This is a genomic window from Pantoea sp. Taur (assembly GCF_009830025.1).
Lineage (GTDB): Bacteria > Pseudomonadota > Gammaproteobacteria > Enterobacterales > Enterobacteriaceae > Pantoea > Pantoea communis.
In genome coordinates this window covers 183,981-210,041 of record NZ_SZZZ01000001.1, presented here as the reverse complement: position 1 = coordinate 210,041, position 26,061 = coordinate 183,981, and the positions used below count along the sequence as shown (strand labels likewise).

Genomic DNA, 26,061 nt, shown 5'->3' with positions numbered 1-26,061 from the left:
GCCATCTGCCATCCAACCTTCATCACTCAACATTAACACTCGGTTACAACCCATTGTCCTGGCGTTTATTTTCGGCCCTTAAGGTTGTGTTAAGGTAATTGATAATAATAACTATTCTTTTTACCACGGAGTTTTAGGATGAAAACGCGCCTGCTACTGGCAATGGGATTACTGGCTTCCACGGCGGCTTCGGCTACCACTTACCCGTTAACCGTCACCGATATGGACGGCAACACGCAAACCATCACTAAAGAACCGCAACACATTATCCTGCAGGATGGCCGCGATATTTTGACGCTGGCGCTGCTGGATCGTGATGACCCGTTCAAGCGTGTGGTGGCGTGGAATAACCTGCCGAAAAAACAAGACACCCAAACCTGGGATCTGCTGAAAGGCAAATGGCCCGAAGCGACCAAAATTGTCGATATGGGCTTCAGCGACCAGGGCCAGGTCAATCTAGAAAGCGTGCTGGCGCAAAAGCCCGACATGATGATTGCCCAACTGCGCGCGAAACCGGCGCTGCAACAGTCAGGTGTATTGAGTACGCTGAATAATCTGCATATTCCCGTGGTGTTTGTGGATTATGAACTGCACCCCGCGCAAAACACGGCACCCAGCGTCACGCTGTTAGGTAAAGTGTTGAACCGTGAGAGCCAGGCTAAGGCCTATACCGATTTCTATCAGCAGAGGTTTGATCGCATCACCAAAGGCGTCGCTGAGGTGAAGAACAAACCAACTGTGTTTATCGAGCCGATTGCCGGTAACAGCGATAACTGCTGCTTCACTCACAGTCACAATGGCTGGGGCGGATTAGTCGAAGCCGTAGGCGGTAAGAATATTGGTTCCGAGCTGTTGCCGGGCAACGTGGGCTTTATCGCGCTGGAAAAAATTATTGCGATGAAACCGGATGTTTACATCATGACCGGTTCAAAGCGTCCTAACACCAACGTGCTGCCATTCGGCTACGGCGTGCAGCCGAAAGAGGTGAATGCCACTTTCCAGACACTGTTGAAACGTACCGGTCTGGCACAGATCGAGCCGGTGAAAAATGGCCGTGTTTATGGCGTGTACCATCATTTCTATAACCACCCTTACAACATCGTGGGGATGGAAATTTTGGCAAAAGACCTTTATCCGCAACAGTTTGCCGATTTGACGCCTAACGCCGACTTCCGCACCATCGTGAAAGAATTCACTAAGTTACCGGATGAAGCGATCGATCTAAGCTATCCCGATAACAAGTAATGCATAGCGGGCCGAAACGGCCCGCTTTTTATTTGCCTTAAACAACAATCTTTCTTCGACGCAATGACAACCGAAATTGTTATGTTATAACATATCAATTATAACGTTTGGTGTGGCATGTCACCGCACCTGCACTTGTCATGTTGAAGGAGTTGCAATGTCATCATTATCCCCGAATTTTAAAAAGTTGCCGGTTACTGTCCTCTCCGGCTTTCTCGGCGCGGGCAAAACCACGCTGCTTAACCATATTCTTAACAATCGCGAAGGTCGCCGCGTGGCGGTGATCGTCAACGATATGTCGGAAGTGAATATCGATGCCGCTCTGGTGCGTGAGGGCGGGGCGGAGTTGTCGCGCACCGATGAGAAGTTAGTCGAGATGAGCAACGGCTGCATCTGCTGCACGCTGCGTGAAGATCTGCTGCTGGAGGTCGATCGCCTCGCAAAAGATGGCCGTTTCGATAACCTGGTGATCGAATCTACCGGTATTTCCGAGCCGCTTCCGGTGGCGGAGACCTTTACCTTTGCCGATGAAGACGGACAGAGTTTGTCGGAAGTCGCTGCGCTCGACACCATGGTGACCGTCGTGGACGGCTTCAATTTCCTGCGCGATTACGAATCCAACGAGAGCATCAAATCGCGTGGTGAATCGCTGGGTGAAGAAGATGAACGCACGGTGGTGGATCTGCTGGTGGATCAGATTGAGTTCTGCGACGTGCTGATTCTGAACAAAACCGATCTGATTGATGAAGCAGAAAAAGCCCGTTTGCTGGCGATATTGCATTCTCTCAACCCACGCGCACGTGTGGTGACCTCGGAGTTTGGCAAGGTTGCACTGAATGAAGTGCTGAATACCGGATTATTTGATTTTGATGCGGCCTCACAAGCCCCCGGCTGGTTGCAAGAACTGCGCGGTTCACATACGCCAGAAACCGAAGAGTATGGCATCCGCAACTTTGTGTTCCGCGCGCGTCGTCCTTTCCATCCCACCCGCTTCGCTAGCGTCATTGAAGGCGATTTCAAAGGCGTGGTGCGGTCTAAGGGCTTCTTCTGGCTCGCCAGTCGTCCTCATTATGCCGGTTCCTGGTCACAGGCCGGTGGCATGACGCGTCAGGGCTTAGCAGGCATGTGGTGGGCCAGTGCGCCGAAAGAGCGCTGGCCGGAAGATCCCGAGACGCTGGAATACATCATGCAGAACTGGGTCGAGGGCACTGGCGATGCGCGTCAGGAAATCGTTTTTATTGGTATTGAGATGGATGAAGCCCGTCTGCGCAACCAGCTGGAACATGCGCTGCTGACTGACGAAGAGATGGCGCAGGGCCCGGAAAACTGGGCCGAATATCCGGACCCGTTTGAACCCTGGTTTCACTGAGGAAGATAAACGCGAGGAACCAGGCAGATCGTTGACGGTGCAATGAACTGAGCGCCCGGCTACACATTTCTGCCTGAGCGAAGCGCAGTTCCCCTGCGGGTACTTTGGCAGAACCTGGTTTTACGGAACGGCATGACGCCATGGATGGCAAACCCACGCCGCAAAGTGCGGCAGCAAGAGGTCACGATGCAAAAAATCCCCCTCACCATTCTCAACGGTTTTCTTGGTGCAGGCAAAACAACGCTTTTAAAAAGTCTGTTGGTTCAGGCACACAAACAGCAACTTGCAGTCTGCGTCATCGTCAATGATATGAGCGAACTGGACGTTGATGGCGTGCTGATTGCCAATACTGAAATCGTCAACGCCAGTAAACATAATTTCATCACGCTCTCAGCCGACAGCATCAGCAGCCGAACGGGTATCGAAAAACTCGATGCCGCACTTGAGTCGATGCTCAACGCACATCGTCCGGATCTGATCCTGCTGGAAACCTCTGGCAGCAGCCATCCGTTGCCGCTGGTGCGTTATTTCCGCGACCATGCCGAAGTGCAACTCAATGGATTCTTATCGCTGGTCGACAGCGTGATGCTGAATGATGATTACCAGCAGGGCGAAGCGCTGATTCCTCGTTTGCAGGCCAATCTGACTCGTCACGAGCGGCGCATTGAGAATCTGCTGGCAGAACAAATTATGTTTTGCAGCCATCTGCTGCTCACCAAAAATGATCGGCTGCCGTCTTCCAGCATTACCCGCATTGCCCAGGCCATTCATCCGCTCAATCCCTATGTGGCAGTGATGGCGGTATCGCGGGGAAACCTCTCTCTGAGTGAACTCATGGCGATGCAGCCCTACGATTTCGGGCGAGTCGCGCAGTTAATTGAAGAATTAGCGGATGAGGTGGATGCCATTGAACCCGGTGCGTGGCAAATGACTTCCGAAGTGATTCACGACGATCGTCCATTCCATCCGCAGCGATTGTGGGATACCTGCCACCACTTTATGGGCGCGGGCATCTATCGCAGTAAAGGCTTTTTCTGGTTGCCGACGCGCGATGATCTAGCGCTGTTGTGGAATCAGGCCACGGGCAGCATCAGTCTGGAATTTATCAGTTACTGGAAAGCGGGAATTCTGAATCATCGTGATAGTCCGCTGACGGCAGAGGAGCGTGCGGCGGTCGAACAGGCAGTGGCAAAAATGCCGGGGCGATTTGGCGATCGGCGCTGCAGTTTAACGGTGATTGGTGAACCGGATGAAGTGAAAGCCTTTACCGTCGCCCTGAAACGCTGCTTTCTCAATGAAGAGGAGCTTGCATGGTGGCAAAGTGGCGGCGAATTTGCCGATCCCTGGCCGCAGCGAGTTGCGCGTGTATCGGCCTGAATTAGCCAGCTAACGCGCGCATTTGCGTACAGAACGGACACTGGCAGCCGGATACGGGCTTTAACAGCGCCGCATGCACTTCCGCCGTCGCCAGAGGCTGCGTCAAATCGACGTTGGCCACTGCGGTATCCGGTTTTTGCGCCAGTTTTAACGTATCAATCTTTGCCTGAAAGGCACCCGCTTTAGCCGATGCTATGGCGATAAGCAACAGAGGAACAGTGGTCTTCATCGCAGCAACCTCAATGAATGATTTGAAATGTGACGATATAACATTAACACGAAGCTGTTAAGGAATTTCAATATGACCAAACCCACAGCAGCCGAGCAGCAAAACCTTCTCAGTATGCCGCCAGAAGAGTATATGAATCCTCACCAGAGTGAGTATTTTTTGCGCTTATTGCGTTTTGAGCGGCAGGAACTGCTCGAACATATCGACTACCTGAAAACGCAGCTGCAACGCAGTGAACAGCAAGGGGATGAAGCGGACAAAGCGATACGCGAAGAGGAGTTACGCTTATTGTTTCGTCAGATTGATCGCGAAAGCCGCCTGCTGCCAAAAATTGATGCCGCCATGCAGCGTATTCATCATGGTGAATATGGCTATTGTCGTGAGACGGGCGATCCGATAGGCCTGGCGCGTTTGCTGCTGCGACCCACGGCGGAACTCTCCATTGATGCGAAGATTAAGCAGGAGCGGGCTGAAGCGCAGTACCGAAAATGACAGCCACCCAGAGCGCAGGCTCTGGGTGCTGATTACTGTGAACGTCCTAGCCACATTGACACTTCAACGCCGTCGTTAAACGGCAGCGACAGATAGCCACGCCCGCTGTGCACATGTTCGAGATATTCGGGGCTGAAATCGGCATCATCGGCGACGATCAGCGCACCAGGGCGCAAATGTGGTTCAACCAGCGCCAGTATCTCAGGGTAAATTGCCTTGGCGCCATCCAGCACCAGCATATCGATGGCAGCAGGCAGGTCGCGGCTCAACGTATGCAGCGCGTCACCCACGCGCACTTCAATCAAATCACTTACGCCCGCATCGGCAAAATGATTGCGCGCCAGCGCCACCTTTCCCGGCTCAAATTCACTGGTGATGATCTTTCCGCCGCCGTTATCACGCACCGCTGCGGCCAGATGCAGTGTCGAGATCCCAAAGGAGGTGCCAAACTCCACTATCGACTGCGCCTTGCTGCTGCGTGCCAGCATGTACAGCAACTTGCCGGTCTCACGCGACACCGCCAGTGGCACATTTTTCAGATGACCATAGAGTTCGAGATAATCTGTTTTGCTCTGCAACAGGCGATTTTGCTCTTCATCGGACATCACGCGGAAGGCTTCATTGGTCGGATGCGCCATATTGTCGGCCAGTTCGAACAGGTAGTTAAGCAGCGGCGCCAATGGCGCGGAAGTTAAGGTCGTCATGATGATTCTCCGTAGATTAATCTGTGCGAACAGAATACGATGAATCATTCGCATTTCACTATTCGTGTTCAGGAGCATCAGATGGCTGAACGCCGTAACGCTAAGATTTCAGAGAGAAAAAAGCCGCAACAAGCGCGATCCAGCGAGCTGGTTTCCGCAATATTGCAAGCGGCTACTCAGGTTTTAGAGCAGGAAGGCGCCACGCGGTTTACCACCGCACGCGTGGCGGAACGGGCGGGTGTCAGTATTGGATCGCTGTATCAATACTTTCCCAATAAAGCGGCTATCCTCTTTCGATTACAGAGCGAGGAGTGGCAACGCACCGGCGATCTGTTGGGATCAATCCTGCGCAATCGAGATGTGCCTGCGGGTGAACGTCTGCACCAACTCACGCTCGCTTTCTTGCACTCAGAGTGTGAAGAAGCGGCAATGCGTACCGCACTTAACGATGCAGCGCCGTTATACCGTGATGCACCGGAAGTGGCAGCCGCGCGCGCGGCGGGTGAAAACGTGATGAGTGACTTCCTGTATGAGTTATTGCCCCAGTTGGAAGAGAAACAACGTCTGCGCGCTGCGGACCTGATCAACAGCACATTGGGTAACGTGGGCAAGCATTTTTCCGAAACGCCGCGCACTGAGGCGGAGATTCTCGACTACGCAAAGGACATGGCAGAGATGTTCTGTGTCTGGATCAGGGAAAAAGGGGCGGATTTGCAGTAAAAGATGGCACTGGAAATCTCTGAAAGCGGTTAACAATCTCATTATTACCATTCTCATTAATCCACACCGCGAGTAAGCTCTATGAAAACCTTTTCACAGCTGGATGGAATGCTGGTCAAACGATACGGGAGAGTAAGATGGCAGTAAAAATGATTGCGGTGGATATGGATGGGACTTTTCTCGATGACAACAAACAGTACAACGCTCAACGATTCGCGCGCCAGTACGCCTTGTTGAAAGAGAAAGGCGTTCGTTTTGTGGTCGCCAGTGGCAATCAATATTACCAGTTACAACGCTACTTCCCGGATATCAAAGATGAAATCGCCTTTGTCGCCGAGAACGGTGCCTGGGTGTCAGACAGCAATGAAGAGATCTTCTGCGGCGAACTGGCACCAGAACGCGTCCATCAAATTTTGGATATTCTGGCTAAAGAGCCGGATATCAGCACCGTGGTGTGCGGTCGCAATGGCGCTTATGTGCACACCTCAATGCCGGAGGAAGTGATTGCGATGCTGGCGAATCACTATCATCGGCTGGAAAAGCGCGACAACCTCTACGATATCGATGACACCATCTTTAAGTTTTCGTTGAATCTGGCCCACGAAGGGGTGGATGCCCTGATGGATCGTCTGCACAAAGAACTGGGCGCGATTGAAAACATTATGCATCCGGTCTCCAGCGGCTTTGGTTTTGTCGATCTGATCATTCCTGGCTGCCACAAAGCGCACGGCATTGCGCTGCTGCAGGAAAAATGGGGCATCGACGATTGCGAAGTGCTGGCCATTGGCGACAGCGCCAACGACCTCGAAATGCTGCGTCAGGCGTGTTACAGCTTTTCGATGGCCAATGCAGCCGCGCCCGTGGCCGCTGTTGCGCGTTATAAAACCGACAGCAATAACGACGAAGGTGCGCTTAACGTGATAGCACGCTTGCTGGCACGCGAAGAGCCGTTTGGCTAATCCCTCGCGGCAGAGTTTATCGAACCAGATCTAAACTTTTAGCTGGGCGATCGATTCTGCCGCTACCTTTATCACCTCAGGCCTCACGTCTCGCTAACCTTTTTTCCATCCTCTTAATCAGCGGTGGCAAGAGTAATGCGCTGCCGGCAACCAGCACCCAGAATAGGATCGGCAGTGGCGCTGCTATCTCAAAAGTCATGGCCGAAACAAAAAAGGCGAGGGTGGTACTCAATGACATCAGCGCCGTTTGCAGGGACAGGAAACCAGCCCGACTGGTCTCATTTGGAAACCTCGTCGTCACACACGACACCACCACCAATCGTCCGTAAGCCCCGCTCAGAAACAGCCCCATAAATAATGCGCTGGCATGCAAACCTGTCACGGGAAGCAGCATGCTGACCAGTAATATCAGCGTTGAGACAACGGCTAAGGTGTAGCTGGACCAGTGAGCCAATAGTTTTCCGGTAAGCTTTGTCGCCATCAACCCAGCGATGCCACCGATGAAGAACAGCATTGGCAGCGAGGCGCTCACAGCCTGCATGTGTTGGGTCAATAAAGGCACTAAAGCAGGAATGATGAGCATAGGAGTGAATTGCGCGATGGCGTTCCCGCTGGCGAAAAACAGCCATTCTGGCGTCATTGTTATCGATGATTTAGGGGCGATTTTGCGCGGGGCATCAGGAATAAACCCGGCAATAAGAAGCAAACCTATCAGACACAGCAAACCAATGAGTCTCGTTGCGCTATACCAGCCGAAATGTGTGCTCAAAAACAGCATGGTCGGCATCCCTGCAATGCTGACCACAGAGAAAGCGGCAATGACGGTGGCAATCATCCGTGCTCGTAAGGCCGCTGGCGCGAGGCTGATTAATAAACTCATCCCCACACCCATGGTTGTTCCTCCCACTAAGCCCGCCATAAATCGTAGAACCAGCAGCAGGGTATAATCGCTCGTGAAGGTGATCAGCACCGTCAGAGCGCCTAAAAGCGCCATATTCCACAGTAAAAACCGTTTGGCGTTAACGCGGTCAATCCATTTCCAAATACATAACCCGGATAGCACTGAACCCAGGGTGTAAGTCCCCGTGACATAACCTGCATAAGTGACAGGCACTGAAAATTGAGACGCCATGTAGGCAAACAGCGGATTAAACATCATGTATTCGAGGGCATTCGTGAATTGAACAAAAGCGATAATCACAGCGATGCGGATCACAGCGAATGAACCTGATTGCGGGGTGAGGGCAGGCATAGTTTGCTCCATTAAGTTACAGGAGGCCTAGTCTATTGCCCGTGCATCATTATGATTAGAGCGATAAAGTGAGAGGATTAATTATCAAAAATGGGATAATCGATGCGCAGTATAATCGATTTAAATGTTTTGCGGGTATTCGTCACCGTTGCAGAGAAGGGCAGTTTTATCGGCGGCGCGCGTGCCTTGAATATACCTGCATCGAATGTGAGTCGCCAGATTTCGCAGCTGGAAGAACGATTAGGGATGCGACTCATACAGCGAAGTACGCGTCAAATGAAGCTTACTGAAGCAGGGCAGATGTTTTTTGACAGCATGCGACCACTGCTGGACTCGGTGAATGAGACGGAAGCCAGATTAAGCCACGCACAAACTGAGCCGGAAGGGCTGCTACGCGTATGTTTACCAAATGGAGTCGGGCCGGTGATTTTCGGCAATCTTTTGGCTGACTTTGCACTGCGATATCCCAGAATTGAACTCTATTGTACTACCAGCCTGCAGGGAGCAGAGGCACTGTGGGATGACTGCGATGTTGTCATTGATATCAGTCGCGGCACGCGCGCCAGCAGTGATGCCATAGCTCGACCGCTGGCTTCATTACCCTGCCACATTGTTGCGGCGCCGACTTTACTGCAAAAATACGCCAGACCAACGCAAACAGAACAATTGCTGGCTCTGCCCTGCATCACCACCGTAAGTGCACTTCAGGGGCAAGCGTGGCAATTTATAACCACTGGCAAAGGATTTCGACACATCAATGTGCTGAGTCCTTTCCGTGTCGACAGTGGTGAGATGGCGATGCAAGCTGCACTGAAAGGCATCGGGTTTGCCATCCTTTCAGCGCAGGCTTGTGAGCCTTATATTCGTAATGGGCAGTTAGAAGTGATTGAACTTGAACTCGCTCCCGCGCCCCTTGAGATTGCGCTGCTCTATCAGGAACGGAGTTTTCTTCCTGCAAGAAGCCGCGCGTTTATTGATTTCCTGCAAGAAGCGGTGCGAAATCAACGAGAAAAATAACCCGCCTCACGCATATCCTGCAGCAATCCAGGCCCGGTAGGCTGCCAGTTAAAGGTCTGGCGCGTCCATTCACTGGAAGCTGGGTTATCGATTGAAGCAAAGAACGCCATCCAGCCCAGCCACTCTTTCGCTTCTTCCATGCTCAGGCTTTTCACCGGCAGAGACAAACCTGCTCCAATGGTTTCGGCGATCTGACGAAATGGGATGCCTTCTTCCTGAATCGCATGCAAAATCGTGCCGGCTTCGGCGTGCTCGGCGGCGAGGCAGAACAACTCCGCCGCATCATCACGATGCACCGCAGGCCAGCGATTCGCGCCATCCCCGACATACACCGCCGCGCCTTTCTCTTTCGCCATATTAATGATCATCGGCACAAAGCCGTGGTCGCCTGCGCCGTGTACCGTGGGCGGAAGACGCACCAGCGAGACGCGCACCCCTTTATCCGCCAGCGCGAGCGCGGCGATGTTGGAGTCGGAACGAGGATGACCGCCGGAAACCGGTTGAGTCTGTTCAACCGCGAGACGTCCTGGCGAGACCAATGCAGTACCGGTGGTCACCACTAGCGGACGGTTTGACCCGGCAAGTACTTCACCCATCGCCAGAATCGCCTGCTGATCGATAGCCGCTGCGTGATCCATGCGGCTGAAATCATGAATGTATCCGGCATGGATCACACCGTCACTCTGTTCAACGGCGCTACGCAGGCTGGCAATATCTTCTAAATCGCCGCGCATCACCTGGACTCCCTGCTGGTGCAGCTTCTCTGCTGACGCGTCACTGCGTGCCAGTCCAAGCACGTCCACGCCGCGTGCCTGCAGATTTTTCACAATCGCCGAACCGATAAAGCCGCTTGCGCCGGTCACAAAAAGTCGCATATTCGTACTCCTATTTCTGGCTGTTGAAGCACTATGATAAAAGTCTGCGGCGCGGCGAAAAGTCGTGAGCTTATACAGGTATAGGCACTAACAGGATAACGCCATGACCCAACAAGACGACAATCTGCTCGGCAACTATCTGCGTGAACGACGTCAGCGACTGGATGCCGGCAAACTCGGCTATCCGTTGCTGCGGCGTCGTACGCCCGGATTGCGTCGGGAAGAGGTGGCGGTGCGCGCCTGCGTCAGCACCACCTGGTACACCTGGCTGGAGCAGGGCAGAGGCGGTGCGCCCTCCGAAGAGGTATTGGAACGGTTATCCAAAGCGTTGGAGCTAAGCGCCGCCGAGCGCGACCACCTTTTTCTGCTGGCGCAGAATCGTTTGCCGGGCGTCACCTGGCAGGCGGGCGTGGATGTTTCACCGTCGTTGCAACGCGTCCTGGATAGCATGACGCACACGCCCGCGCTGGTGAAAACCGCTGAATGGCAGGTGGTAGCGTGGAACCATGCGGCGACCAAAGTGTTTGTGGATTACGCGCAGCTGCCGCCGGAACAGCGCAATATCCTGTTGATGATGTTCAGCAACGAAGATATGAAAAAACGCCTGCCGGATTGGCATCAGGTCACGCGTAACATGGTGGCGAATTTCCGTGCCGACGTAGCACGCACCGGTGCCAGCGAACATGTGCGCGCGCTGGTGGAAGAACTTAGCGCGATGAGCGAAACCTTCCGTCTGCTGTGGCAATCGCAGGAAGTGAGCCAGCATGGCGAAGGGATAAAGCAACTGTGGCTACCGGACGAAGGCGTGCTGGAACTCGAATACAGCACCTTCGCGGTCGAGGGCAAGCCCGGCCTGAGCCTGGTGGTGTTTAATCCTCGCTTGCCGAGAGATCGTGAGACGGTGGAACGTCTGATGGCACGTCCGTAGCCGCGCGCAGGTTGGCGTCCATTGCATCCAGCGCCGCCTGATTCTCCAGTCCCCACTGGTACATCTGTTCGATTGGGGCTGCAAAGGTCTGTCCCAGCGGCGTCAAACGGTAATCCACTTTAGGTGGAATCACGTCATACACATGGCGGGCAATCAATCCGCGCTGCTCCAGCTCTTTTAATGTTTGAAACAGCATCTTCTTCGAAATTCCCTGCAGGCTGCGCTGCAACTCGCCAGTGCGCGCACGCTGTCCCGGCCAGTGATAAAGCGCGTGCAGCACCATGCTGCTCCACTTCAGCGAGAACAGGTCCATCAAGCGACGCGGCGGTGAGTCCGCATAAAAAACCAGTTTACCGTCAACCCAGGCTGGCATCGGCGTCCCTCCTTATGGTCACCAAATGGTGACTACTATCATTTTTGCACCACGTTGACTATAGTCTGCCGCCTTCAACTCAATAACGCCAGCACCTTGCGGAGGCACCATGAAAATCAACGCATTAGTCGCACACGACGCGGCAAAACCTTTAGTATCCAGCCAGATCGCGCTGCGTCCACTGCAACCGCAGGACGTGAAAATCGATATCCTGTACTGCGGCGTGTGCCACTCCGATCTGCATATGGCACGTAACGAATGGGCGGTGAGTCGTTATCCGCTGGTGCCGGGCCACGAAATCATCGGTCGCGTGCGGGAAACCGGCGCAGCGGTCACAAACATCAAGGTCGGTGATGTGGTGGGTGTCGGCGTGATGGTCGATTCCTGTCGTGAATGCCATTTCTGCCAGCAGCAGGAAGAGCAGTACTGCGAAGCCGGATTTACCGCGACCTATAACGGTATCGACAAACACACAGGCGACAGCACCTGGGGCGGCTATGCACAGAATGTGGTGGTCGATCAGCATTTTGTGGTGTCAGTGCCGCAGAACCTGCCGCTGGCAGGCGTTGCGCCGTTGCTGTGTGCGGGCGTCACCGTTTGGTCACCGCTGCGTCACTTCAAGGTGCAGGCCGGCGACAAAGTCGGCGTAGTGGGCTTAGGCGGGCTTGGGCATATGGCGGTAAAACTGGCGAGTGCGATGGGTGCGGAAGTGACGCTGTTCACTACCTCTCCGGAAAAAGGTGCCGATGCGCGACGCCTGGGGGCCAGCCGCGTGGTGGTCTCACGCGATGCGGAACAGATGGCAGCGGCGCGAACCTCTCTCGATTTCATTATCGACTGCGTGTCCGCGCCTCACGATCTCGATCCTTACCTCGCCACGCTCAAAACCAATGGTCGTTTGGTGCTGGTAGGCATTCCGGAACAACCGCATCAGGCACCTGACGTCACGCCGATGGTCTTCCGTCGCCTGAGCATCAGCGGCTCATCCATCGGCAGCATCAAAGAGACGCAGGAGATGCTGGATTTCTGCGGCGAACACAACATCACGGCAGATATCGAATTGATTGCGGGTGAAGCAGTCGAAGATGCATTCGCGCGCATGCTGAAAGGTGACGTGAAATATCGCTTTGTGATTGATATGGCAGCGACCCGCTGGTGATAAAGGTTGGCGATTTCAGCCTGAAATCGCCAGCTCAACATGACTTCAGTTGCATCCCCACGCACAGTGAGAAGTGCTGCACTAGCTGCGCCGCACTAAGATTGTCGTGATGCGATAACCCCGTCGCGACAATTTCCAGCACATTTTCGCCACAGGCGATATACAGCGGATCGATGGAAATAATGCTGCCCGCTGCGTGCTGATGCGACTGGGTAATCACGCGGCTTTTCCACACGATAAAACGCTCTTCTCCCATCAGGCTATACGCACCAGGCCACGGATAAGCAACGCCGCGAATCAGAGCATGAATCTCATCGGCAGACTGATGCCAGTGAATCTGCCCATCCTCAGGCTTTCGTTGTCCCGGTTCGCTGGCGAGATTTTCATCCTGCACGCGTTCAATCAAACTACCCGCCCGCAGAGCGCGCAGCCAGTTTGGCAACTGTTCACGCGTGGTGCGTACCAGTTTGCGATGTAATGAAAGCGCCTCATCTTCATCAGTGATAGCGACACGGCTTTGCGCCAGAATTGGCCCGCCGTCTGGCACGTCATTAATGCGATGAAGCGTCACCCCGGTTTCACGCTCATTGCGGATAATCACCCAGTTGAGATGCGCACGTCCGCGATAGGCGGGCAGCAGCGAAGCATGCACATTGAATGCGCCTTTTTTGGCGGTGGCAATCATGGCAGGAGAGAGCGCTTGTCGATAAGACAGGGTCAAAATCGCATCGGGTTGCAGCGACGCCACTTTGGCAATCCATTCCGGCGTGTTGATATCGTTCGGACAAAACACCGGGATCTGTTGCTGCAGCGCCATGGCCTCAACCGAGTCAAAGAAGCTGTTTTCCTGATGGGCGCCCGCGTGGGTGAACACGCAGACCACTTCAAATCCCACTTCCTGCAAACTCTCCAGCGCCGCGCATCCCATCTCATGATACGCACATAACACGACTTTCATTCTTCCGCCTGTGAACACTGATTAACGTCTGGTGCTTAGCATAGCAGGGGAAGATTATGCCTGGCTTAAACCATGCAGTTGATCGCTGTTAATTCGTCAAAGGCTTGTTTATGTCCTTAACTCTCCGCTGCGTCATTAGTGACTAACAATGCCGCAGACTTCTGCCATGAGTTATACGCTATCTGCAGTGCTTCTTTTAGGGAGTTGGGAACTGGCCAATCTGCTGGAACATGGCAAACCAATCTTCCATATGCCAGGTGGTGGTCACGCGCTCGCCGTTGAGCAAGTGGAATTCGTGCAGGCGCACGCTAATGCGACGACCGGTTGGCGCAATGCCCATAAACTCACCCTGGTGCGTACCGGTAATTTCTGCACGCACAGCAATCTTTCCAGGCTCCTGAAGCATGTCGTGCACGGTGATGTTGATATCCGGGAACGCGGCGATAAAACCTGCCAGCAGTGGCTTAAATCCTTCTGGTCCCGGCCCCTGACCTGGCGCCAGTGGGATGTCATCCCAGTCTTGTGTGACCGCCAGATCCAGCAGATCGGGATTTTTGTCACTAAAAGCGCGATAGAGGTTTTCTACCGCAGTACGTTCAGCTTGCAGGCGTTGGTTCAGTGGTTGTGTCGCAGACATGTTGGAAACCTTATTGGATTAGTTAGCGGTGCATCTCACCGGCTTGTGCAGTATTCCTGAATCTGACACTATCCATCCAACAAATGATTGGTATAGAGCATTATTCAAAATATGAATTTTGAAGGGTTCGATCTCAATTTGCTGGTGGCATTTAATGCCTTAATGCTGGAGCGCAACGTCACTAAAGCGGCGGCACTGGCTGGCGTAAGCCAACCGGCGATGAGTGCCGCGCTTTCTCGCCTGCGCCGTGTTTTTGACGATCCTTTGTTTATCCGCAGCGCAGAAGGCTTGTTACCCACGGCGAAAGCGCAGGAGATTGCGATACCGGTGGCCGATGCGTTAGGGCAGGTGCGTCATTTAATGAAGCCCGCAGAGGTCTTTGATCCCACAGCCAAACAGCGCAGTTTTACCCTGGGATTGACGGAGTATCCGATGCATGTGCTGCTGCCTGCGCTAACCAAAAAGCTCGCGGCGGTGGCACCTCATTGCACGATTCATGTGCGTTATTTTATTGATCGCGATGAGGTTGTTGCGCTACTCGATGCGGGCAAGATTGATATTGCCGTAGGCGTACCGCCAACCAAAGCAGAGAACCGAATTCTTTCCCAGCCATTGCTACGTGATGACTTTGTCACCTTAGTCGGGCGCGACCACGAAGCCGCGCGTAAAGGCATGAACCTGCAAGCGTTTCTCTCAATGCGCCACATCCTGGTGTCACCGGAAGGCAACCATTACGGCTTGGTGGACCAACAATTGCGAGAGCAAGGTTTAGCGCGCACCATTAGTCTGACGTTGCCCACCATGTTTACCGTGCCCGCGCTCTTGCCGGGAACGGATTATGTGGCAACGGTACTGCGCCGCGTGGGCACCACTTCATCCCGCCAGGGCGACATCATCATGTTTGAACCGCCGTTGGCGCTGCCCTCGATTCCATTTGATCTGCTTTGGCATCGCAGGACGCAGGACAGTGCGGCGCATCAGTGGTTGCGCGGTGTGATCGCGGAAGTCGGAGCAGCATTGTAGATCAAACCAGCGGCGGGTACGTGTTGCCGCTTTTGCATAAACCTGCCATGTTACTCGACACAATAAAAAACCAGTCCGCTTTGCAAACCCATTTAACATCAGACCAGGAGTAACAGCCATGCTGGGGATAATCCGCGTATTAACCCATCCAGATCAGCACTTTGTCGAAGAACATGGTCGGCTGATTCATCAGGAGTACGCTATCAACTCAATTAGCCGGGCGATCCCCGATCAGCACAAAGGCATTTTTGATGATGCCAGTGAAGCGCTGGCGGTGCCTAAGATCGTTACGCTCGGGCGGCAATTAGAGTCCGACGGCTGCAATGCGCTGTTTCTCAGCTGCGCCGCCGATCCCGGCCTTGCGGCATTGCGCGATGCCGTATCGATTCCCGTCATCAGCGCCGGTTCGGCATCGGCAAGTATTGCGCGTATGCTCAAGCGTCCTGTCGCGGTGATGGGGATTGGCGCGGCGGCCCCGGCGCCTTTCCGTCAGTTGCTGGGTGAATCCGTGCGCTACGCGCGTCCGGAAGGGGTGCTGAACACTACGGACTTGCTGAGCGCAGAAGGTCGCGCCAGCGCCCTGGCCTGTGCGGATAGTCTTTACCGCGATGGCATTGAAGTCATCGCCTTCTCATGCACCGGTTTTTCCACCATCGCGCTAGGCGACAGCATTCGCCAGCAGTTAGGGAAAGTGGCGGTGGATGCGGTGAGTGCGGCAGGCCTGTTTATCAGCCAGTTAGCCCCGCAATCCGCGCGATAACCTGCTCGCGCCGCTGCCCGGCGGCGCATAACATCCTGTAATCGTTTTTTTGTGATCTCCGCGATAAACAAATCCCGCCTCGCTCCGATAACTCCCTTACCAGAATTTACAAAAACAACATTCGCAGGAGAGGGAACATGGGGCTGGTATCCCGTTTACGTAATGTACGCATCACCCGAAAATTGTCAGCAGGATTTGGCATCGTGTTGCTGTTAGTGGCATTAGCCACCGGCATCAGCGTGCAGCGTTTCAATGCGATTCATGACATCTATCAGAAAACCAATCTGATCTACGACATCAACATTGAGGTGTTCCAGGCCAAAATTAACCGCCTCAAATACCTTTATGGTGATGATAAATCCGGCAAGGTGATGGCCGACTACGTCGCTCATGCACAGCAACTGAATCGCGAGGCTAAACAACTCTCCTGGACAGACAATGCCCGCGCGCTGGTGGATGAACTGGATACTCATCTCGCCAGCTTCCAAAACAGTATTGGCGCGATGACGCAAGCCACGCAGCAGCTAAATAGCCAGCGAGCACAGCTCGATTCCCTGAGCCAGCAAGACATGACCTCGCGCTATATGCAGTTGATCCGCACGCCAGTGACCAATCCAGAACTGACCAATCAGATCTATGAACAGCTCTTTGCCATTAGCAACGTGCGTGAAGAAGCCTGGGCGCTGCGCTTCAATGTCTCCGATACCCTGCGCAATACCTTGCAAACCCATTTCCAGCAGGCCGATCAGGGTATGAAAGCCTTGTTGGCTCAGCTGCCACCGGAACAGCAGGGCGGATTTACCGCGCTGTGGCAGGATACCGAACGCTTTAAAGATCTCAGCCTGCAAGCGGCGGACAGCTATGGTCAGCTGCGTGCTTCAGAAGACACGGTAAAAGTCGCGGGTGATAAGAGCAGTGCGGCGATCAAAAAGATCATTGCCATCGTCAAGGAGCGCAATGATGAACTGGCGAACGGTTCAGCAACGCTATCCCTGTTGATTGGGGGGCTGGCGATTCTGTTTGGCGTACTGGTAGCGTGGTACATCATCCGTCAGATTACGCGTCCGGTATTCCATAATCTTGAGCTGGCGGAGCGCATTGCCAGCGGCGATTTAAGCTCGCAGTTTACCACCGATCGTCATGACGAACTCGGCAAGCTGACCTCGGCGATGGGGCGGATGAACGACCGTCTGCGCAGTATGATTGGCGATGTGTTGCATAGCGTCAGCAGCGTGTCGCAAGCCGCTAGCGAGATCAATCAGGGCAACCTCGATTTGTCATCACGTACCGAGCAGCAGGCGGCGGCGGTGGTGGAAACGGCTGCCAGCATGGAGCAGTTAACGGCTACCGTTAAAAATAACGCCGAGAACGCGCGGCAGGCCAGCCAGATTGCCGCAGAAGCTTCACACAATGCGAATCAGGGCGGTAAAGCGGTGCGCGATGTGGTCAGCACCATGGGGGAAATCTCCGACAGCTCGAAGAAAATTGCGGATATCACCGCTGTGATCAACAGCATCGCTTTCCAGACCAATATTCTCGCATTGAACGCGGCGGTCGAAGCGGCCCGAGCCGGTGAGCAGGGGCGTGGTTTCGCCGTGGTCGCCAGTGAAGTGCGCAACCTGGCACAGCGTAGCGCCGGTGCAGCGAAAGACATCGAACAGTTGATCAGTGAGTCGGTGAGCCGCATCAGCAACGGGCATCAGCAGGTAGCGCGTGCTGGCGAAACCATGGATCAGATTCTCGGCAGCATTGCGCGCGTGAATGAGATCATGGAGGAAATTTCTGCTGCTTCCGATGAGCAGAGCCGTGGCATTGAGCAAATTGCCCGCGCGGTAGGTGAACTTGATACCACTACCCAGCAAAACGCCACGCTGGTTAGCGCATCCTCGCATTCGGCAAACTCGCTGGAAGAACAAGCGATGATGTTAGAGCGGTTGGTCGCGCAGTTCCGCTTGCAGGGGGCGGGGCGTTAAGTTTGTTCAAGGATGGGGCGGCCTGATAGCCGCCTTCTTTTTATAACGGCCTGCGGTGATCGTCTTTATTCAACGTCCACAGCGCGGCAAAGCTCACCAGCGCTGTGCCCATCACATACCAGGCCGGAATATCCGCATTACCGGTCTGTTTCATCAAACCGGTAATAATCAGCCCCGCACAGCCAGAAAACAGCGCATTCGACAGCGAGTAGGCTAACCCAAGCCCGGTGTAGCGCACGCGCGTCGGGAACATCTCCGCCAACATCGCGGGCCCCGGCCCTGCAAGCATGCCGACCAATGCCCCGGCCACAAACACCATCGCCGCTTTGATCAGCAAGCCGTTTAGTGGGTCCTGCAATACTTTCAGCAGCGGGAATGCCAGCACCAGCAACAAGAAGGTCGCCAATAACATCACTGTGCGTCGTCCTACGCGATCGCTCAGGATACCCGCAGGCAGGATAGTCGCCGCAAAGCCGAGATTCGAGATCACCGCAATCAGCAGCGCCTGATTGAAGCCGGTATGCAGCGCTGCCTGCAAATAGGTGGGCATGATCACCAGATAGGTATAGCCCGCTGCGGACCATACCATCAGTCGTCCGATCCCCAGCACAATGGCGCGTACAGTGGCACTGACCGATGCGCTTTCTGCATTGGTTGCTTGCTCAAACTGTGGAGACTCTTCTAAGCCCGACCGTAGCCAAAGTGCAATCGCGCCAAGAGGCAGTGCGAGCAGAAACGGGATGCGCCACCCCCAGGCCATCATCGCTGCGTCTCCGATGAGCAACGGCAAAACCGCCACCACGGCCACGCCCGCCAGTAATCCAAACGCCACGGTCAGAGACTGCCATGCTCCGTAAAAGCCGCGTTTGCCCGGGGGCGCAAATTCCGTCATCAGTGAAACTGCGCCGCCGTACTCTCCGCCAGCAAACAACCCTTGCAGGATGCGTAACACGGTAATCAGCAGCGGTGCAGCAACGCCAATGGAGGCATAAACCGGCACCAGACCGATCGCAGCGGTCGCGAGCGTCATCAATATCAACACAGCGATCAATACCGGCTTGCGTCCATAACGATCGCCCAACCTGCCGAACACTACCGCGCCTAAAGGACGAAAAAAGAAGGCCACGGCAAATGCCGCATAGGTCAGGATGAGACTGGTGAGGGCACTTTCGCCCTCAAGCTGGAAGAAGTTTTTAGCCATAAGCGTGGCCATAAAACCGTAAACGGCGAATTCATACCACTCAATAAAATTGCCGACGGATCCGGCAATGAGCACGCGCTTGTGTGCCGCAGAAAGAGACATGACGTTTTCCTATCAACAGGGGGCAGTGAACATCCTGCGTTCAAGCTACTGATGTGACAACCGCTGGCGCTAATCAGCTGCTGAAAATCGCTTTGGGTTCAAAGTTTTCACTGATTAAGTGGCTGACAAACAGGCTTCGTCTTACAAACCTTTTTCGTAATCAATCGCTTCCTTTATTTTTATCAAAGCCGATTGCAAATCATGCAAGCTTACAGAACCCAGCGCCAGCCGGATAGCCTGCGGCACGGTCGCCGAGGTACTAAAAGGTTCTGCAGTTGATACGGAAATTCGACTCTGCAGCAGGCGTTTTACCACGCGCTCCGCCCGAGCCTCTTCAGGTAACACAATCCAGATAAAATAGGCATTCGGATGTCCATAGCAGGTAAAATCCTGCAAGATTGTTCGCGCCAGGGTTTGACGTTGCCCGGCATCTCTTCGCTTCTCTTCCTCAAGTTGTGCGACGTATCCCTCTCGCAACCAGTCGCAGACGATGGAGGTCATTAATGCGGGCGTGTTCCAGCTAGTGGCGCGAATCGCGCGTTCCAGTGCATCATGATGTTCCGCAGGAGACACTACGGCACCGACTCTCAACCCCGTCGCTACGTTCTTAGAAAAACCAGTGACATATAACGTCCTTTCAGGGGCGTAATAGGCCAGGGGTGCTGGAGGTCGCGGCTCAAGATAGGCGTAAGCCGCATCCTCAATGATCAGTAAATTATATTTTCGGGCAATTGAACCGATAGTTTCTCTCTGATCGCTACTGAGCACCCAGCCCAGCGGATTATGCAATGTAGGCATGGAGTAAATGGCGCGAACCCGCCTGCTTTGGCAAACGGTTTCCAAAGCCATAAGATCAGGGCCAGAAGGATTGACGGGGATAGGGACGAGTTCCAGATGGTACAGGCTGGCCAACACTTTAAAGCCCGGATAAGTCAGAGCATCAACCGCGACAACATCACCCGGTCTCAATAAACCCATTACGGTTATCGCCAAACCCTGTTGCGCGCCATTGACCATCAAAACGTTTTCGGCTTGCGTAACAACTCCCATATTGCTCAGGTAAGAGGCAACCGCTTCACGGTCGTTCAAACGCCCGGCATAAGGCTGATAGCGCAATAACGATTCGATGTCACCGCGTGTCGCAAGTTGTCGCAGCGCACTGCGTAGACGGTCAGCTTGCTCTGGCAGGGAAGGGGTGTTGAAATTCAGATCTACTACATCTGGTGCAACTCGCTGTTGATCATCACCTGATCCCAGCGGGCGCAAAATTTCCCTGACAAAGGTTCCCCGACCAGTTTCACCCCTCACCAATCCCATGGCTTCCAGCTCACTGTAAATACGCGTTGCGGTGGCTAATGAGATAGCACGCTCGCTGGCGAGTGCTCTGTGCGTGGGCAATCGTGTCCCTGCGGGCAAATGGCCGAGTTGAATCGCGCTGGCTAATTCATCAACGATAACTTTATAGCGAGCCTTCATCCAATGTATCCATGACAATTTTTTGATTGTCATTAATGCTGTCATTTACGCTCTAAAGCGTCAACGGTGAGTAAGTTAACGAATCAAGGTGGCATTTATGGCAAGCAGCAGTAATACGAGGGTGTGTCACGCTAACCATTCTGGATTACAAGGATGGATGAGTGGATTTATTGGGATGATTATTTTTAGTGGGTCATTACCGGCTACGCGCGTGGCGGTACAAAGTTTTGATCCCTTTTTCCTGACTTTTATACGCGCTTCAATTGCAGGAGTGCTGGCGGTCCTGATCATTTTAGCCCTTCGACAACGCCGACCTGCGCCCGGACAGCTTTTTTCATTGCTGATTGTCGCGCTGGGTGTCGTGATAGGTTTTCCTTTGTTCACTGCACTGGCGTTACAGCATGTCAGCTCAGCACATTCGATCGTTTTTATTGGATTGCTTCCAATGTCTACCGCGCTTTTTGCCGTGATTCGTGGAGGCGAACGACCACGAAGAGCATTTTGGTTGTTTTCCACTCTCGGTTGTCTATTGGTGATGGGGTTTGCGCTGGTGCAGAGCGCAGCGGCATCACTGACCGGTGACCTCTTGATGTTAGCGGCGACGTTAGTGTGCGGCCTGGGTTATGCAGAAGGCGCAATGCTTTCTCGACACCTGGGTGGCTGGCAGGTTATATGCTGGTCACTGATCCTTTCACTGCCGATCATGTTGCTGGCAACAGTGATGACGGCTCCTCTCAGTTTTGAACCTGTTCAGGCGTCTGCATGGTGGGCTTTAGGATATGTATCGCTGTTCAGCATGCTGATTGGTTTCATCTTTTGGTACAGGGGGCTGGCAACCGGCGGTATCGCCAGCGTAGGACAACTGCAGCTGTTACAGCCTTTCTTTGGCCTGATTTTCTCAGCCTGGTTACTTCATGAATCCATTCATCCATCCATGCTGGTGGTGACGGCAGCCGTTGTATGTTGTTTGGCCGCTGCACGTAAATTTGGGCGGTAGCTTTACAAAATCCTAACGAACCTTGCGCAGTTGTTAAGCGCAAGGTAAATATTCTTAAAATAAACCGCTCCGCTCGCGGTTTTTCCCGTTAAACTGCTTTTCTTGTCGATCAGATTTTTCCAGTGAATGAATTATTACTCACCTGATGATAGCCATCTGAAGCGGCGTTCACAGCGCTTCGTTCGTCGTATGTTTATCATGCGCCAGCTTGGCACAATTTTATGTTTCTTCCCGATTCTCTCGGTATTGATGGAGAGGGACCGCGGTCTGGCGTTCAGCGCCCTGTTATTTATCAATGCATTTATCTGGCCGTGGGTGGCTTATCGCCGGGCATTGCGTGCCGAAGACTCCACCGGCACCGAACGGCATAACTTAACGCTGGACGCGGCATTTGGCGGTATTTGGGTAGCGCTGATGGCGCTTAGCCCATTGCCGTCATTTATCATTATGGCGGTGCTGGCCTCGGATCGTTATGCGGCAGGAGGCGCAGCGCAGTTAATCGCTGCCATGCAGGCTTTCCTCTGCGCTTTCGTGATGGTCTGGCTGGTGGATGGCGCGGGTGTCAATCTAACATTCAGTCCGCAAACCGTCTGGCTGACGTTACCGCTGGCAACCTGCTACATGCTGGTATTGAGCGTGACCTCTTACAACCTCACCTGGCAACTGCGTAAACGCAACCGGGAACTGGAGCGTATTGCGCTGATGGACCCCGGTCTGGAGATCCCTAACCGCCGGCTGTTTGAACGTCGTCTGGAGAGTGAATTTCTAAGCACGCGTCGTGGCGACAGTGCGGGGTATCTGCTGCTGATGGATCTTGATTACTTCAAGTCGGTGAATGATACCTGGGGCCATGAAGCCGGGGATTTTTTGCTGGCTGAAATATCAGCGCTGTTACGCAATCACGTGGGATTGCAGGATATTCCCGCGCGGTTCGGCGGTGATGAACTGGGCGTGATCGTGCACCATGCAACCGATGAGTCAGTGGTCGCATTGGCAAATCGCTTAAAGGAAAAAATCGCCCAGGTGCGCCTGCCAGCATCGGCGGAGTTTCGCTGCTCGGTGAGTATCGGCATTGCTTCAGCCGCCAACGCCGAGTCCTTGCGCCATTGGTTACGCCATGCAGATGAAGCGTTATACGAGGTAAAACGCGCCGGACGAAATGGTGTGCGGCTGTGGGTCCCGCCGCAACCACCGTTGGCCGGCGCCGCCTGATCAGGCAAACGTCGGTTCACAATTCACCGGGAAATTGAGTGAATTGGCCACATAACAGGCCTCATGTGCCTGATGATGTAACTCACGCGCGCGATCCGCATCTGCCGGATCGCGCAGCGTAATGCGCGGTTTCAGCGTGATTTGCGTAAAACGACCCCGAGCGCCTTCCACCATGGTGCCTTCCGCGGCATCCTCATAAGCTTCCACCACAATTCCCGCGTCCGCGCACAGGTGCAAATACCACAGTTTGTGACAGGCGGAGGCCGAAGCCAGCAATAACTCTTCAGGATTCCAGCGCGTGGCATCGCCACGAAATGCCGGATCGGCGCTCAAAGGCATCATGGGTTTGCCGTCTGCCAGCATCTCACTGTTACGATCGTAAGCGGTGTAAGAGGAGGTGCCGGTGCCGCGATTGCCGGTCCAGCGGACCGTGACCTGATAGTGGTGTTCCCGTGCCATAGCTGAAGTTCCTTTTGTGGGGTAATCGGCGGTCAGTTTACTGTGTTTGCTGGCGTGGCGGGAAGGCTCTGATCAGCCACCGCGCGTTAAATCCTCAATATCCAGCGTTTCAGTCTGACAAATAGAGATCAGGCTGGCGGCTTCATCACTTAGCCGTACAAAGGTATGGCGCATCGTACTGTCGATGTAAGCGCTGTCACCTTGTGCCAGCCGCAGCGGTGCATAGAGCTGCGTATGCAACATCACTTCGCCTGACAAAACATAAATGAACTCTTCACCGGCATGCTGAGACCAGGCTTCCGGCGGCGGCAACTCGCGCGTCTCAATTTCCATCACCACCGGAATCATCCCTTTCACCAGCAGTTCGGCAGCATGCACTTCATAACGAAAATAGGGGTTGGTAAAGGCCAATCCTTTACCGGCCAGTGTGTAAGTGCGGCGGCCCTGAATGGCGGTGCTCGCCACCGAAGGCAGGGGCAACTCTTCGGCGAACAGTTCGGCCAGAGAGTAATCAAACGCGCTGGCAATCTTGGCAATGGTATCGAATGAAGCGGATACCTGACCTTTTTCAATCTTCGAAAGTGTCGAAATCGACACGCCACTCAACTCGGCGACCTGCTCCAGCGTCAATTCTCGCGCCTGACGTATCGTTTTGATTCGCAGTCCAAAATCTTGTTCGCCGGTTAAGGCGGCGCCCAGCCCGGAGGCTTCATGCTGTCGGGTGGTTTTCATTGGCAATGATTCTTCTGCTAAGTGAACTGGACAGTTAATTTCTCACATATGATAAAAATTATCACATAAGAAAATTGTATTGGTCTAAATGTGAGCAGAGTAGCAGTTTAAAAGAAAACTTCTGGGAGCTGCTATGAACATAACCACCATCGCCAGCATTACGCTGCCCGCGTTTTACGATAAAGCCTGCAACCTCAACAACCTGCTGAGTTGGATGGAACAGGCAGCACAGGAAGGTGCCGACCTGGTGGTGTTTCCGGAGCAAGTTTTACAAGGCTATCTGCCGGATACGCTCAACTGGAACGGTGAAGCGGTGGCGTGGCAAATGGCGCAAGCCGAAGTGGTGACCGAAGGTGAAAGCGTGCAGGCCATGCAAAAGCTCGCTGCGCAACTGGGCTTGCATGTGGTTTTTGGCATGACCGAGCGCCATCCTGAACGTGCCGAAGTACTGTTTAACAGTGCGGTGCTATTGGGGCCAGACGGTTTGCTCGGCGTGTATCGCAAAGTGCATCAGCCGGGCGATGAGAAGCACGTCTACTATCCTGGCAGCGATTTTCCGGTGTTCAGCACGCCAATTGGCCGCATTGGTATGTTGATTTGCTACGACAAAGTGTTCCCGGAAAGCACTCGCGAGCTGGCGCTGAAAGGTGCGGACATCATGATCATGCCCACCGCATGGGGCTATGCCGGAGACGGCAGTGCAGGCGATGCCGATCCGATGGTGGATAGCTACACGCTGTTTGGCCGTGTGCGCGCACTGGAAAATCAATGCTGGATGATCGAATCCAATCTGTGCGGCCAGCACGGCAATCTTCACTATCACGGCCACAGCCGCATTATCGATCCGCTGGGAAATATCGTGGCCGACAGTGGCACCATGGAAGGCATGGCGATTGCCCGCGTCGAGGTGCAATCCGCCATTCTGCGCGCCCGCAGCAGCGACTATCTCGGCTATCACTTCCTGAAAGATTACGTTCCGGTGCAGGCCCCGCCTTCGCCGTTGACGGTTCACAATCGCCACGCGCGACCTTTGGGGGAAAACCATGAGTAAAGTTCTGGAAGCCGCTGGCATCCACAAAAGCTATCCCACGCCGGAGGGTGAGTTGACGGTGCTGCGCAACCTCAACTTCCATGCCAATCGCAATGAATTCGTCTCTTTTGTCGGGCCCAGCGGCTGCGGCAAATCGACACTGTTCAACATCATCACCGGGCTGCTGATGCCCGACAGCGGCAGCATTTTGCTGAAGAATCGCGAAACCACCGGCACGCCGTCACCGGAACTCGGTTATGTGCTGCAAAAAGACCTGCTGTTCCCGTGGCGTACGGTGATCGACAACGTGATCCTCGGTCTGGAAGTGCGCGGCATGCCCAAAGCACAGGCGCGAGCCAAAGCGCGTGAACTGTTCGAACTCTACAAAATGACCGGTTACGAGCAGAAGTATCCGTCGCAGCTTTCCGGCGGCATGAAACAGCGTGTGGCATTGATGCGCACCATGGTCACCAACCCGGAAATCATCCTGATGGATGAGGCTTATAAGGCGCTGGACTACCCGCTCAAAATCTCGCTGGAAAGTGAATTGCTGAGTGTGGTGAAAGAGCAGCACAAGACGGTGATCTTCATTACGCATGATATCGAAGAGGCGGTCACGCTGTCGGATCGTGTTTACGTGATGAAAGCGCGCCCCGGTGAAATTGTGCAGGAGATTGAGGTCGATCTCGGCACGGAGAGCCTGTCGATACCCGAACGCCGCCTGTCGCCGCGTTTCAATGAGTATTACGAGCATATCTGGCGCAGCATCGGCATTCAGCCTGAGCCGGTTAACTAACGAGAG

27 protein-coding genes are annotated in these 26,061 nt (G+C 54.0%); 16 read left to right on the top strand and 11 right to left on the bottom strand.

Annotation, left to right across the window (positions count from 1 at the left end; translation table 11 throughout):
- The first annotated feature begins 138 nt into the window (after positions 1-138).
- From FD744_RS00945 to FD744_RS00935, 3 genes are all read left to right on the top strand, one after another.
- Positions 139-1,245, top strand: a complete 1,107-nt coding sequence (locus tag FD744_RS00945) for an ABC transporter substrate-binding protein (RefSeq protein ID WP_160866939.1) — start codon at positions 139-141, stop codon at positions 1,243-1,245.
- Positions 1,246-1,402: 157 nt separating this feature from the next.
- Entirely contained in the window at positions 1,403-2,614 is a 1,212-nt protein-coding gene (gene zigA / locus FD744_RS00940; protein ID WP_160866938.1) for a zinc metallochaperone GTPase ZigA, read from the top strand.
- A gap of 186 nt (positions 2,615-2,800) precedes the next feature.
- Positions 2,801-3,991 carry a GTP-binding protein gene (locus tag FD744_RS00935; RefSeq protein WP_160867182.1) on the top strand — a complete coding sequence of 397 codons (1,191 nt, stop codon included), beginning with the start codon at positions 2,801-2,803 and terminating at the stop codon, positions 3,989-3,991.
- Position 3,992: 1 nt separating this feature from the next.
- Here the strand turns inward: FD744_RS00935 and FD744_RS00930 are convergent, their stop codons facing one another.
- Entirely contained in the window at positions 3,993-4,220 is a 228-nt protein-coding gene (locus FD744_RS00930) for a hypothetical protein (protein WP_034822387.1), read from the bottom strand.
- Between the two features lie 72 nt (positions 4,221-4,292).
- Here FD744_RS00930 and dksA point away from each other — a divergent pair, with 72 nt between their 5' ends.
- A complete protein-coding gene (gene dksA / locus FD744_RS00925) occupies positions 4,293-4,712 on the top strand; it encodes an RNA polymerase-binding protein DksA (protein WP_160866937.1) in 420 nt (139 codons plus the stop codon).
- A gap of 32 nt (positions 4,713-4,744) precedes the next feature.
- On the opposite strand, the gene FD744_RS00920 is transcribed toward dksA, so the two are convergent.
- The gene (locus FD744_RS00920) at positions 4,745-5,416 is read right to left on the bottom strand and encodes an O-methyltransferase (protein ID WP_160866936.1); all 672 of its coding nucleotides are present in this window, start codon (positions 5,414-5,416) and stop codon (positions 4,745-4,747) included.
- An 81-nt stretch (positions 5,417-5,497) separates the two neighbouring features.
- Here FD744_RS00920 and FD744_RS00915 point away from each other — a divergent pair, with 81 nt between their 5' ends.
- Positions 5,498-6,136: a TetR family transcriptional regulator gene (locus FD744_RS00915; protein WP_160866935.1), complete on the top strand. Its 639-nt coding sequence runs from the start codon at positions 5,498-5,500 to the stop codon at positions 6,134-6,136.
- 137 nt (positions 6,137-6,273) lie between these two features.
- Positions 6,274-7,095, top strand: a complete 822-nt coding sequence (locus FD744_RS00910; protein WP_045815508.1) for a Cof-type HAD-IIB family hydrolase — start codon at positions 6,274-6,276, stop codon at positions 7,093-7,095.
- A 76-nt stretch (positions 7,096-7,171) separates the two neighbouring features.
- Here the strand turns inward: FD744_RS00910 and FD744_RS00905 are convergent, their stop codons facing one another.
- Positions 7,172-8,347 carry an MFS transporter gene (locus FD744_RS00905; protein WP_160866934.1) on the bottom strand — a complete coding sequence of 392 codons (1,176 nt, stop codon included), beginning with the start codon at positions 8,345-8,347 and terminating at the stop codon, positions 7,172-7,174.
- A 102-nt stretch (positions 8,348-8,449) separates the two neighbouring features.
- Between FD744_RS00905 and FD744_RS00900 the strand changes: the two genes are divergently transcribed.
- Positions 8,450-9,364 (top strand): LysR family transcriptional regulator, encoded by a 915-nt coding sequence (locus FD744_RS00900; protein WP_160866933.1) that lies wholly within the window; start codon positions 8,450-8,452, stop codon positions 9,362-9,364.
- Here the strand turns inward: FD744_RS00900 and FD744_RS00895 are convergent.
- Positions 9,349-10,239: an SDR family oxidoreductase gene (locus tag FD744_RS00895; RefSeq protein ID WP_160866932.1), complete on the bottom strand. Its 891-nt coding sequence runs from the start codon at positions 10,237-10,239 to the stop codon at positions 9,349-9,351. The genes FD744_RS00900 and FD744_RS00895 overlap by 16 nt on opposite strands.
- A 103-nt stretch (positions 10,240-10,342) precedes the next feature.
- Here FD744_RS00895 and FD744_RS00890 point away from each other — a divergent pair, with 103 nt between their 5' ends.
- Positions 10,343-11,167, top strand: coding sequence for a helix-turn-helix transcriptional regulator (locus tag FD744_RS00890; protein WP_160866931.1), 825 nt, complete (start codon positions 10,343-10,345; stop codon positions 11,165-11,167).
- Here FD744_RS00890 and FD744_RS00885 read toward each other — a convergent pair.
- Positions 11,109-11,540, bottom strand: coding sequence for a helix-turn-helix domain-containing protein (locus tag FD744_RS00885; RefSeq protein ID WP_160866930.1), 432 nt, complete (start codon positions 11,538-11,540; stop codon positions 11,109-11,111). The two genes, FD744_RS00890 and FD744_RS00885, sit on opposite strands and share 59 nt — an antisense overlap.
- Positions 11,541-11,649: 109 nt before the next feature.
- Here FD744_RS00885 and FD744_RS00880 point away from each other — a divergent pair, with 109 nt between their 5' ends.
- Positions 11,650-12,699: an NAD(P)-dependent alcohol dehydrogenase gene (locus FD744_RS00880; protein ID WP_160866929.1), complete on the top strand. Its 1,050-nt coding sequence runs from the start codon at positions 11,650-11,652 to the stop codon at positions 12,697-12,699.
- Between the two features lie 34 nt (positions 12,700-12,733).
- Here the strand turns inward: FD744_RS00880 and FD744_RS00875 are convergent, their stop codons facing one another.
- Together FD744_RS00875 and FD744_RS00870 are read right to left on the bottom strand one after the other, a co-directional pair.
- Positions 12,734-13,657, bottom strand: a complete 924-nt coding sequence (locus tag FD744_RS00875; protein ID WP_160866928.1) for a formyltransferase family protein — start codon at positions 13,655-13,657, stop codon at positions 12,734-12,736.
- Between the two features lie 196 nt (positions 13,658-13,853).
- Positions 13,854-14,294, bottom strand: a complete 441-nt coding sequence (locus FD744_RS00870) for an ester cyclase (RefSeq protein ID WP_097117666.1) — start codon at positions 14,292-14,294, stop codon at positions 13,854-13,856.
- Between the two features lie 111 nt (positions 14,295-14,405).
- Between FD744_RS00870 and FD744_RS00865 the strand changes: the two genes are divergently transcribed.
- From FD744_RS00865 to FD744_RS00855, 3 genes are all read left to right on the top strand, one after another.
- Positions 14,406-15,317, top strand: coding sequence for a LysR family transcriptional regulator (locus tag FD744_RS00865; RefSeq protein WP_160866927.1), 912 nt, complete (start codon positions 14,406-14,408; stop codon positions 15,315-15,317).
- 118 nt (positions 15,318-15,435) lie between these two features.
- Complete coding sequence (locus tag FD744_RS00860) at positions 15,436-16,077, top strand: aspartate/glutamate racemase family protein (RefSeq protein WP_160866926.1); 642 nt, start codon at positions 15,436-15,438, stop codon at positions 16,075-16,077.
- Positions 16,078-16,214: 137 nt separating this feature from the next.
- Positions 16,215-18,050, top strand: a complete 1,836-nt coding sequence (locus FD744_RS00855) for a methyl-accepting chemotaxis protein (RefSeq protein ID WP_160866925.1) — start codon at positions 16,215-16,217, stop codon at positions 18,048-18,050.
- A gap of 40 nt (positions 18,051-18,090) precedes the next feature.
- Here FD744_RS00855 and FD744_RS00850 read toward each other — a convergent pair whose 3' ends face one another.
- Positions 18,091-19,353, bottom strand: a complete 1,263-nt coding sequence (locus tag FD744_RS00850; protein ID WP_160866924.1) for an MFS transporter — start codon at positions 19,351-19,353, stop codon at positions 18,091-18,093.
- Between the two features lie 141 nt (positions 19,354-19,494).
- A complete protein-coding gene (locus FD744_RS00845) occupies positions 19,495-20,829 on the bottom strand; it encodes a PLP-dependent aminotransferase family protein (RefSeq protein WP_160866923.1) in 1,335 nt (444 codons plus the stop codon).
- A 97-nt stretch (positions 20,830-20,926) separates the two neighbouring features.
- Between FD744_RS00845 and FD744_RS00840 the strand changes: the two genes are divergently transcribed.
- The gene (locus FD744_RS00840) at positions 20,927-21,826 is read left to right on the top strand and encodes a DMT family transporter (protein ID WP_160866922.1); all 900 of its coding nucleotides are present in this window, start codon (positions 20,927-20,929) and stop codon (positions 21,824-21,826) included.
- A gap of 126 nt (positions 21,827-21,952) precedes the next feature.
- On the top strand, positions 21,953-23,038 hold the full coding sequence (locus tag FD744_RS00835; RefSeq protein WP_160866921.1) for a diguanylate cyclase: 1,086 nt from the start codon (positions 21,953-21,955) through the stop codon (positions 23,036-23,038).
- Here FD744_RS00835 and FD744_RS00830 read toward each other — a convergent pair whose 3' ends face one another.
- Both FD744_RS00830 and FD744_RS00825 read right to left on the bottom strand, forming a co-directional pair.
- Complete coding sequence (locus FD744_RS00830; RefSeq protein ID WP_034822428.1) at positions 23,039-23,497, bottom strand: OsmC family protein; 459 nt, start codon at positions 23,495-23,497, stop codon at positions 23,039-23,041.
- A gap of 72 nt (positions 23,498-23,569) precedes the next feature.
- Positions 23,570-24,229 (bottom strand): helix-turn-helix domain-containing protein, encoded by a 660-nt coding sequence (locus FD744_RS00825; RefSeq protein WP_160866920.1) that lies wholly within the window; start codon positions 24,227-24,229, stop codon positions 23,570-23,572.
- 133 nt (positions 24,230-24,362) lie between these two features.
- Between FD744_RS00825 and FD744_RS00820 the strand changes: the two genes are divergently transcribed.
- The gene (locus tag FD744_RS00820; protein WP_160866919.1) at positions 24,363-25,280 is read left to right on the top strand and encodes a carbon-nitrogen hydrolase family protein; all 918 of its coding nucleotides are present in this window, start codon (positions 24,363-24,365) and stop codon (positions 25,278-25,280) included.
- On the top strand, positions 25,273-26,055 hold the full coding sequence (locus tag FD744_RS00815; RefSeq protein ID WP_160866918.1) for an ABC transporter ATP-binding protein: 783 nt from the start codon (positions 25,273-25,275) through the stop codon (positions 26,053-26,055). Before FD744_RS00820 ends, FD744_RS00815 begins: the two co-directional genes overlap by 8 nt.
- Positions 26,056-26,061 lie beyond the last annotated feature (6 nt).

Excerpts from the sequence above, each read along its gene's own strand:
- FD744_RS00945 (WP_160866939.1), top strand. The coding sequence starts at position 139 with ATGAAAACGCGCCTGCTACTGGCAATGGGATTACTGGCTTCCACGGCG.
- zigA (WP_160866938.1), top strand. The coding sequence starts at position 1,403 with ATGTCATCATTATCCCCGAATTTTAAAAAGTTGCCGGTTACTGTCCTC.
- FD744_RS00935 (WP_160867182.1), top strand. The coding sequence starts at position 2,801 with ATGCAAAAAATCCCCCTCACCATTCTCAACGGTTTTCTTGGTGCAGGC.
- FD744_RS00930 (WP_034822387.1), bottom strand. The coding sequence starts at position 4,220 with ATGAAGACCACTGTTCCTCTGTTGCTTATCGCCATAGCATCGGCTAAA.
- dksA (WP_160866937.1), top strand. The coding sequence starts at position 4,293 with ATGACCAAACCCACAGCAGCCGAGCAGCAAAACCTTCTCAGTATGCCG.
- FD744_RS00920 (WP_160866936.1), bottom strand. The coding sequence starts at position 5,416 with ATGACGACCTTAACTTCCGCGCCATTGGCGCCGCTGCTTAACTACCTG.
- FD744_RS00915 (WP_160866935.1), top strand. The coding sequence starts at position 5,498 with ATGGCTGAACGCCGTAACGCTAAGATTTCAGAGAGAAAAAAGCCGCAA.
- FD744_RS00910 (WP_045815508.1), top strand. The coding sequence starts at position 6,274 with ATGGCAGTAAAAATGATTGCGGTGGATATGGATGGGACTTTTCTCGAT.
- FD744_RS00905 (WP_160866934.1), bottom strand. The coding sequence starts at position 8,347 with ATGCCTGCCCTCACCCCGCAATCAGGTTCATTCGCTGTGATCCGCATC.
- FD744_RS00900 (WP_160866933.1), top strand. The coding sequence starts at position 8,450 with ATGCGCAGTATAATCGATTTAAATGTTTTGCGGGTATTCGTCACCGTT.
- FD744_RS00895 (WP_160866932.1), bottom strand. The coding sequence starts at position 10,239 with ATGCGACTTTTTGTGACCGGCGCAAGCGGCTTTATCGGTTCGGCGATT.
- FD744_RS00890 (WP_160866931.1), top strand. The coding sequence starts at position 10,343 with ATGACCCAACAAGACGACAATCTGCTCGGCAACTATCTGCGTGAACGA.
- FD744_RS00885 (WP_160866930.1), bottom strand. The coding sequence starts at position 11,540 with ATGCCAGCCTGGGTTGACGGTAAACTGGTTTTTTATGCGGACTCACCG.
- FD744_RS00880 (WP_160866929.1), top strand. The coding sequence starts at position 11,650 with ATGAAAATCAACGCATTAGTCGCACACGACGCGGCAAAACCTTTAGTA.
- FD744_RS00875 (WP_160866928.1), bottom strand. The coding sequence starts at position 13,657 with ATGAAAGTCGTGTTATGTGCGTATCATGAGATGGGATGCGCGGCGCTG.
- FD744_RS00870 (WP_097117666.1), bottom strand. The coding sequence starts at position 14,294 with ATGTCTGCGACACAACCACTGAACCAACGCCTGCAAGCTGAACGTACT.
- FD744_RS00865 (WP_160866927.1), top strand. The coding sequence starts at position 14,406 with ATGAATTTTGAAGGGTTCGATCTCAATTTGCTGGTGGCATTTAATGCC.
- FD744_RS00860 (WP_160866926.1), top strand. The coding sequence starts at position 15,436 with ATGCTGGGGATAATCCGCGTATTAACCCATCCAGATCAGCACTTTGTC.
- FD744_RS00855 (WP_160866925.1), top strand. The coding sequence starts at position 16,215 with ATGGGGCTGGTATCCCGTTTACGTAATGTACGCATCACCCGAAAATTG.
- FD744_RS00850 (WP_160866924.1), bottom strand. The coding sequence starts at position 19,353 with ATGTCTCTTTCTGCGGCACACAAGCGCGTGCTCATTGCCGGATCCGTC.
- FD744_RS00845 (WP_160866923.1), bottom strand. The coding sequence starts at position 20,829 with ATGAAGGCTCGCTATAAAGTTATCGTTGATGAATTAGCCAGCGCGATT.
- FD744_RS00840 (WP_160866922.1), top strand. The coding sequence starts at position 20,927 with ATGGCAAGCAGCAGTAATACGAGGGTGTGTCACGCTAACCATTCTGGA.
- FD744_RS00835 (WP_160866921.1), top strand. The coding sequence starts at position 21,953 with ATGAATTATTACTCACCTGATGATAGCCATCTGAAGCGGCGTTCACAG.
- FD744_RS00830 (WP_034822428.1), bottom strand. The coding sequence starts at position 23,497 with ATGGCACGGGAACACCACTATCAGGTCACGGTCCGCTGGACCGGCAAT.
- FD744_RS00825 (WP_160866920.1), bottom strand. The coding sequence starts at position 24,229 with ATGAAAACCACCCGACAGCATGAAGCCTCCGGGCTGGGCGCCGCCTTA.
- FD744_RS00820 (WP_160866919.1), top strand. The coding sequence starts at position 24,363 with ATGAACATAACCACCATCGCCAGCATTACGCTGCCCGCGTTTTACGAT.
- FD744_RS00815 (WP_160866918.1), top strand. The coding sequence starts at position 25,273 with ATGAGTAAAGTTCTGGAAGCCGCTGGCATCCACAAAAGCTATCCCACG.